Here is a 7,517-nt window from a genome sequence, read left to right as displayed (position 1 = left end):
GCGGACAGGTGCTCCGCACTCTTTGGCAGCGGCGGGAGGGCCCCGATTCCGCTACAGTCATTGGCTCGGGTAAAGTCCAGGAGTTGGCCTTGCTGGTGCAGGATTTGGGGGCCAACTTGGTGGTGTTCGACCGCGAGCTCACCCCCAGCCAGGTGCGCAACTTAGAAGAGGCCCTGGGGGTGCGGGTGGTGGATCGCAGCGAGGTGATCCTAGACATCTTTGCCCAGCGGGCCAAAAGCCGGGCCGGGAAGTTGCAGGTGGAACTGGCGCAACTGCAGTATCTCCTGCCGCGCCTGGCTGGTCGCGGCCGCACCATGTCGCGGCTGGGGGGTGGGATCGGCACCCGGGGGCCGGGGGAAACCCAATTGGAAATGGAGCGGCGGGCCATCCAGCGGCGCATTAGCAAGCTGCAGCAAGAAGTGGAAGAGCTGCGCCGCCACCGCCAGCGGCTGCGCCAGCGACGGGAGGGATCCCAAATTCCCGTGGTGGCCCTGGTGGGCTACACCAACGCCGGCAAATCCACCCTCCTGAATGCCCTCACCCACGCCCAGGTCTACGTGGCTGACCAACTCTTTGCCACCTTGGATCCCACCACGCGGCGGCTGGATCTACCTCACCACCAGGCGGTGCTGTTGACCGACACGGTGGGCTTTTTAACCGAACTGCCTGAGCAACTGGTAGAGGCCTTCCAAGCCACGCTGGAGGAGGTGACGGAGGCGGATGCTCTGCTGCACGTGGTGGATCTCTCCCACCCCAACTGGGAAGGGCAAATCGAGGCGGTGGAAAAATTGCTGGACGAGATGCCCCTGGCCACCGGCCCGCGACAACTGGTGTTTAACAAAATTGACCGCCTCGATCCCGAATGGGTAGAGGATGTGCGCCTGCTTTATCCTAAGGCTCTCTTTGTCTCCGCTGCCACCGGCCAAAACTTGGATCAACTGCGCCACACCCTGGCCCAATTTGCCGCAGCCTTTGCTCCCACTTCCTTTGGGGGTCGGCAGTTTGGGGATCCCTGAAGCATTTCATCAGAAAATCGAAACTTGGCGGCTGCCCTCTCGCGCCTGCCGGCCCCAACATTCAGTTACATCAGGGTTACGATGAGTGTTAAGTAAAGTTGCCATTTGGTAAAGGGGGGAAACATGGCCGCTACGGCAGTTGCACCGCGTTCAGCTCATCTTACGCTGCAAACTCTGCTCATTGGGGCCGATACTCTGGCCATCCGCTCCCAAGACTGGGATCGGGATCGGTTTGACATTGAATTTGCCCTGGAAAATGGCACGACCTACAACTCCTTTTTGATTCGCGGGGAAAAGGTGGCCCTGATTGACACCTCCCACGAAAAATTTCGCCAGTTGTACTTGGATTTGCTGCAAGGCATCCTGGATCCCGCCACCATCGACTACTTGGTGGTCAGCCACACCGAGCCGGATCACAGCGGCCTAGTTGGGGATCTGCTGGAGCTAGCCCCTCAAATGACAGTGGTAGCCTCCAAAGTGGCCGTGCAATTTCTGGAAAACCTCGTGCATCGGCCCTTCCGGCACCTGGTGGTGAAGCAGGGGGATCGCCTGGATCTGGGCAAGGGACATGTCCTGGAGTTCATCTCTGCCCCCAACCTGCACTGGCCCGACACCATCCTCACCTACGACCACGGCACCCAGATCCTCTACACCTGCGACGTCTTTGGGATGCACTACTGCGACGACTTTGCCTGGGACGAGCATCCCCACCTGCTACAGGCTGACTTTAAGCTCTACTACGACTGCCTCATGGGGCCCAATGCCCGCTCGGTGTTGTCTGCCCTCAAGCGCATGGAGGCCCTGCCACCCATTGCCGCCATTGCCACCGGCCACGGCCCCCTGCTGCGCCATCACTTGTCTGACTGGGTGGAGCACTACCGCACCTGGAGCCTAGAGCAGGCCAAAGCCGAACGAATGGTGGCGGTGTTCTACCGATCGGGCTACGGCCAGGCAGAAGCCTTGGCTCAGGCGATTGCCCGCGGGATCCAAAAAACCGGCGTTGCCGTCGAGCTGGCGGATCTGCGGCTGCTGGATGCCCACGAGGTGCGGGAGCTGATGAGCCTGGCCGCCGGCGTGGTGATAGGCATGCCCCCCCAATCAGGGCCAGATGCGGCCACCACCCAGGTGCTGCTAAAAACCCTCTTGGCCTCTGCCCACAGCAAACAAGGCTTTGGCCTCTTCGAGTCGGGCGGTGAAGATGATGAGTCGGTCTACCTCTGCCGCAACACGCTGCAGGAACTGGGCGCCAAAGAGGTGTTCCCTCCCATTCTCCTCAAGCAGCCCGTGAACGAAACTCTGCTGCAAGCAGCGGAGGAAGCTGGCACTGATCTAGGGCAATGGCTAACGCGGGATCGCAACATTCAGCAGATGAAAGCCTTGGATGCCGATCTGGATCGCGCCCTGGGCCGCATCAGCAATGGCCTTTACATCCTCACCGCCCGCAAAGGACAGGCCACCAGCGCCATGCTCGCCTCCTGGGTGGCCCAGGCCAGCAGCGATCCGCCAGGGATCAGCGTGGCCGTGGCTAAGGATCGGGCAATTGAGTCCTTCCTACAGGTGGGGGATACCTTTGTCCTTAACGTGTTGCAGGAGGGCCACTACCAGCCCTTAATGCGCCACTTCCTAAAGCGCTTCCCGCCGGGAGCCGACCGCTTTGCCGGCATCAAGACCTACCCTGCCGCTAACGGATCCCCTATCCTTGCCGATGCCCTGGCCTACCTGGAGTGCCGCGTGGTCAGCCGCCTGGAAACCAGCGACCACTGGGTGGTCTACAGCACGCTAGAGGCCGGACGGGTCTCCAGCCCTGAGGGCCTCACCGCCATCCACCATCGCAAGGTGGGAAATCATTACTGAACCCCTGATCCCCCTCCCTGAGGAGAAATAGCTGTCCTGCTGCCGCAAGCACTTCCCCCCTTTCAATAGGACACTCGGTAGACCAGCCCGTTGGCATGTAGAAAAAAAGGGCTACCTTCTCCCAAAGGGATCCCGGCTGGCTGCAGGGGAAAAGGCAGCTCTTCTGGTCTTTGTTCCGCCTTCTGAGAGAGGCGGTAGAAGATCCCCTCGAACCTACAAAAGGGAACCTCCGCAGCAGCATGCTGCTGTTGCCAGCGCTGGTAGGGGCTGAGCCGAGCTTCCCTCCGGTCGATGTCCGGCGGCGCCGGGAGAGCCGGCTGGTCAGCGGGCAGAAGAGCCGCCACTCGACTGGGATCCGTTTGGGCCCACCCTCCCCCGGCCAAGGTCAACGCCAAAAGCCAGCCGCTTCCCCAAACCCAGATCAACTGACGCATAACCGGATCCCCGTTCGACTAGCCGCTTCCCAGGCCACTTCTTTGCTCCGGCGCTGAGAAGATGGCTCTTATCTTGCCAAGGCTGGACGGAGGGAGGAGTGACCGAGATCCCGCTGAAACTGTGATCTGGATTCAAGTGCAGAGCGCTCCCGTCTATCTGGTAAGCGATTTGCCGGGAGGGTCTGGGCTGCTGGCCTGCACATAGGCCTGCCAAGCCAAGTCCAAAAGTCCATCCAAGACCGCCGCCGCCACGGCAGGGCCGCCCTTACGTCCCTCGGTGCGGATGTGGGGCACCATCGAATCGGCCAGCTCCCGCTTGGCTTTCACCACATCCACAAACCCAGCCGGCGTCGCGATTACCAGGGCAGGGGCCACCTCTTTCTCGGCGATTAACTGCACCAAGGTGGAAAGAGCCGTCTGGGATTGACCAACGATAAAGATGGCCTCAGGATAGCGTTGGGCCAGGGTTTGCAGGCCCCAAGCAGAGCGGGTCTTGTCCCTCTGGGGACGGGTGACAGCTTCGCTGCCGCAGTAGATGGGGTTGGAGAAGGTGTTCTGCACTGCCCGTGCAATGCCCACCTGCACCATTGGCTCGTCCACCACAATGGTGGTGCGCGCCGCCAAAGCCGCCGCCCCCGCCTGCAGCGCCTCGTTGGCGAAACGGAGGAGGTGAAGATATTCAAAGTCTGCAGTAGCGTAAATTACCCGACGCACCACCTCATATTCGGCAGGGGAAAGCTCATGCTTGCCCACCTCCTGATCGATGATCATCAGGCTTTCCGCATCGGTGACATGCCACTCCATTGCCCCTAGACCTCGTGCGCCAGCCGCCTTCCCAGCATTCTAGCTGGGGGAAACCCAGAGCTAGCCTGGCGGCCAGCCCATCGCCCGACCGCCCAGGACGTGGATGTGCAAGTGAAAGACAGTTTGACCGCCATCTTCTCCTTGGTTGATGACCAAGCGATAACCTTTGCTGAGGCCAGCTTCGGCAGCCACCCGCTGAGCCGTCAGCAGCAGGTGCCCTAGCAACGCTTCGTGTTCGGGCTTGGCCTGGGCAATGCCGGGGATAGGCTCCTTGGGCACCACCAAGATGTGGACAGGGGCTTGAGGGGCGATGTCTTTGAAGGCGATGGCCCGCTCATCTTCGTAGACAATCTGGGCCGGGATCTCCCTGCGAATGATCTTGCTGAAGACGGTGTCGCTCATAGGTAGTCACCAACCAATCCTGCCCTTAGCCTACCCGGTTTATGGATCTCATTGGTTGAGCAGCCACTCAAACTCCCGCTGTAAGGATTGAATGTGCCCCACCCGCGAGACCAACAGGGCATCTTCCCCAGCATCCCGAAAGCGAGACCGCCACAAACTCACCAAATCAGGGTTGCTGCACCAAAAGCGGATGACGGTTTCGACCAACTGATCCCAGTCCCAGCCCCGCCGCGCCGGCACCTCCTCCAGGGATCCCAGCAGCGCATCCAGGGTGCACGGGCGGGTGCCCAGGTACTCTACCCCACAAGGCCGCTTTGCCAGCTCCTGCTGCTGACAGAAAAAATCGAGGGCAGGGGCAATGCCGATGATCTCAAAGGTATAAACCATTGGATTCAGTCCTACAGAGTTTTCTCGCGAAAATAGAGATCTTGCCAAAAGAGGCTAGAAGCCCCTCGACCGACTTAAGTTGGGATCCCTTCCCAACCCTCATCGGCCTGAACCTGAATGTTGGTGGATAGTAGGCACTGATTATACTCAACTTGGGCCAATTGCCAAGGCTAAAAAGCAGGTGGACAGAACTCTTTCTCCGCCGGCTACTACCTGGGGATGGATGCTTTGGCACGCAAGCGGGGAGCCTTGCCTGATGAGCGCTCCGGTGAACAATCCTGTGCAGATAAGGGAGAAAACTGCTAGCAAACCAAGGTAGCGAATGCTAGCACTCATCGAGATTTTTTGCGAGTTGATTCTGCCCACATAACAGTCGGCACCCACCTCTCCTACAGACATCAGAGAGACGGTGGTTCCAAGAGAGCGAAAGCCTAGAAACAACTGGTGCGATGAAAGTCTCCGGCCTAGGCCCTTTCTTCTATCCAGGTCGGTATTGGGTTTTGCAGGTTTTGCCCGGCAGGAGAGCTGGGAGCGGGGAGATGAAACTCCAGGCGCGGCTGGCCTACCCCATAGGTGAGGGTGTAGCTCCAGCTCAGGCAGCGCAACCACAGGCGGGGGTAGCGGGACTCCAGCCAGGGTTGCAGGCGCCGCACCAGCTTGGGGAACCAGCCCCGCAGCAGAGCTGAGAGCAAAGCCAGGCCAGTGTAGCTGAAGTAGGTGGGCAGCCAGCGGGCAAAGCCTTCTGCCCCCACTGCTTCCCAGATCCACAGCAGCAGCCGCGGGTTCTGCAGAGCGGCTTTGACGGCCATGCGGTTAAAGGCCAGCCAACCGGCTCGGTCTTTGATAAAGTCGTCCACCACCTCGGGCGGCTCGGTGGTGAGGATGCCGAAAAAGCTGTTGAGAATGGCGTTGATGCGCTCAGGCGGCAACACCTTGCCGGTGGGCACCATCATCCCCCGCGAGAACAACCAAGTGACAGCAGAGTTGCCCTGGTAGGCGCGAACCTGAGCCAAGTCAGAGGCTTTGAGCAGGTCGTGGCGCAAGGCCGTATCCAGCAAATCGCACAGGCGAGAGCAGTTGCGCACCAGGGATCCAAACCCCGTAAAGCTCAAGGGTGATTGCAGGGCTGCCGCATCCCCAATCAAGAGGACGCGGTCGAAGGGCTCTTTGGGAGCTGGCTGCTGGCCGAAGCGTCCGGGGATATAGCCAAAGGTGGCCTTCTTCCACTGCAAGTGCTCCGGGTCGCAGCGGCGGTACTCGGGCAGGATGGTAAAAAAGTCTTCGTACAACTCCAAGAGGGATCCCGGGTTTTCCGGATGCACCTGGTGGTAGTGGAACAGGTAGAAGGTGAGATCCTCCCCTGGCCCAGGGAATAGTTCCCAGATGAGCTGCCGACCGCGGCTGATGTCCCCGTGGCTGGCGAGGATGTCGCCAAATTGGGGATCCCAAACCCCCGGCTCAAACCCCCCTGCAATGGTGGCCCCCACCGTTGGGCAGACGCTGTCAAAGGCGCGGCGGCCGTAGAGCTGCTGGGCAATGGGGGAGGCCGTCCCCATGGCATCCACCAACAGGCGGGATCCCAGAGAGAACGCTTCTTGAGTGGTTAAGTCCTTAACCACCACTGTGACGCCCTGCTCCTCGATGTAGGCCCGCTGAAACTCGCTGCGCTCGTAGATGGCACCACCCCTGGATCTCAAGATTTGACCACAGAGCTGCAGGAGCTTTTCGGCATCAATGGCCAGGTTGAGCACCGTCGGCGTGTGCAAGACGGGGGCGCGCACGGGGCTGTTGCCATCAAAAAACTTGTTAAACCCATCGGTGTATTCCCTGAGGATGAGGCTCTCCATCTCCTCAGGGCTGAGGAGGCCAAACTCCACCAGCGTCTGCAGCTCCCGCCGCGAAATGTTCCACTCCCGATTCATGCGGCCAAAGGGGAGCCGTTCCACCAAGGCTACGCGATAGCCTAGGCGGGCCATGGCTGCGCCGTAGATGGCCCCCAACGCCCCGCCCACGATCACCAAGTCCCACTCCAAGGGGGCAGGTTCAGGGGCGGGCCGGCGAAACAGCACCGGCTGCCGCTGAGGATGGGGGGATTGCACTTCTTCCCGCCAGCGCTTCTCCCACCAGTAAACCCGCTGCAGGTCGAACTCGCCGTTGGGCATGCGGCGGAAGTACTTTACCGTCTGCGGGTAAAAAGGCTCCAGTTGCTCAAAGATGGATCCCTGGCTGGGATCGACCTCTGGCAACTGCGGGTAGCGGTGGGGAAATTGGCTTTGGATCGCCCTCTCCACTTCCTTTAGCCAGCGGTTCTGCCGGGGGAAAGGCCGCTCTGACCACTGAAAGATCTTGAGATAGGTGGTGTTCAGCCCCGACCAGAGGAAAGCGGCCAGCTTGGCTCCGGATCCCTCTAGGCGCAGACCGCTGGGGGTAAGCACCTTTTGGCTGCCCATAGGCAGAGGCAGGTGCTCCTGCAGCCAGCGCAGCACTTGAGCGGTATCTGGGCAAGGGATCTCGCGGTAGTAGAGGGGCTTGAGCACAGCGCCAAGACACAAAGCCAATTTTTACCCATTGTGACACGACGGGATCCCTGAGGGGGCGGTTGTCTCAACCATCCGTCCCC

The 7,517-nt window shown here is 60.5% G+C and carries 7 protein-coding genes; 2 read left to right on the top strand and 5 right to left on the bottom strand.

Going from position 1 to position 7,517, the window contains the following annotated elements:
* A partial coding sequence (hflX, locus tag NW863_RS11690; protein ID WP_414366529.1) for a GTPase HflX occupies positions 1 to 1,016 on the top strand: 1,016 nt, incomplete at its 5' end.
* Between the two features lie 123 nt (positions 1,017 to 1,139).
* Positions 1,140 to 2,870 carry a diflavin flavoprotein gene (locus NW863_RS11685; RefSeq protein WP_414366527.1) on the top strand — a complete coding sequence of 577 codons (1,731 nt, stop codon included), beginning with the start codon at positions 1,140 to 1,142 and terminating at the stop codon, positions 2,868 to 2,870.
* Positions 2,871 to 2,932: 62 nt separating this feature from the next.
* Here the strand turns inward: NW863_RS11685 and NW863_RS11680 are convergent, their stop codons facing one another.
* From NW863_RS11680 to NW863_RS11660, 5 genes are all read right to left on the bottom strand, one after another.
* Positions 2,933 to 3,304, bottom strand: coding sequence for a hypothetical protein (locus NW863_RS11680; protein WP_414366525.1), 372 nt, complete (start codon positions 3,302 to 3,304; stop codon positions 2,933 to 2,935).
* A gap of 153 nt (positions 3,305 to 3,457) precedes the next feature.
* Positions 3,458 to 4,108, bottom strand: coding sequence for a precorrin-8X methylmutase (locus tag NW863_RS11675; protein WP_414366523.1), 651 nt, complete (start codon positions 4,106 to 4,108; stop codon positions 3,458 to 3,460).
* Between the two features lie 60 nt (positions 4,109 to 4,168).
* Entirely contained in the window at positions 4,169 to 4,510 is a 342-nt protein-coding gene (locus tag NW863_RS11670) for a histidine triad nucleotide-binding protein (protein WP_414361150.1), read from the bottom strand.
* A gap of 48 nt (positions 4,511 to 4,558) precedes the next feature.
* Positions 4,559 to 4,897, bottom strand: a complete 339-nt coding sequence (locus NW863_RS11665) for a hypothetical protein (RefSeq protein WP_414366521.1) — start codon at positions 4,895 to 4,897, stop codon at positions 4,559 to 4,561.
* Positions 4,898 to 5,361: 464 nt separating this feature from the next.
* Positions 5,362 to 7,455 carry an FAD-dependent oxidoreductase gene (locus tag NW863_RS11660; protein WP_414366520.1) on the bottom strand — a complete coding sequence of 698 codons (2,094 nt, stop codon included), beginning with the start codon at positions 7,453 to 7,455 and terminating at the stop codon, positions 5,362 to 5,364.
* Positions 7,456 to 7,517: the final 62 nt, after the last annotated feature.

It is taken from the genome of Synechococcus sp. B60.1 (assembly GCF_047462555.1).
Taxonomy (GTDB): Bacteria; Cyanobacteriota; Cyanobacteriia; order Thermostichales; family Thermostichaceae; genus Thermostichus.
Note: the sequence above shows the minus strand (reverse complement) of the source record. Positions and strands in the feature narration are given on the sequence as shown.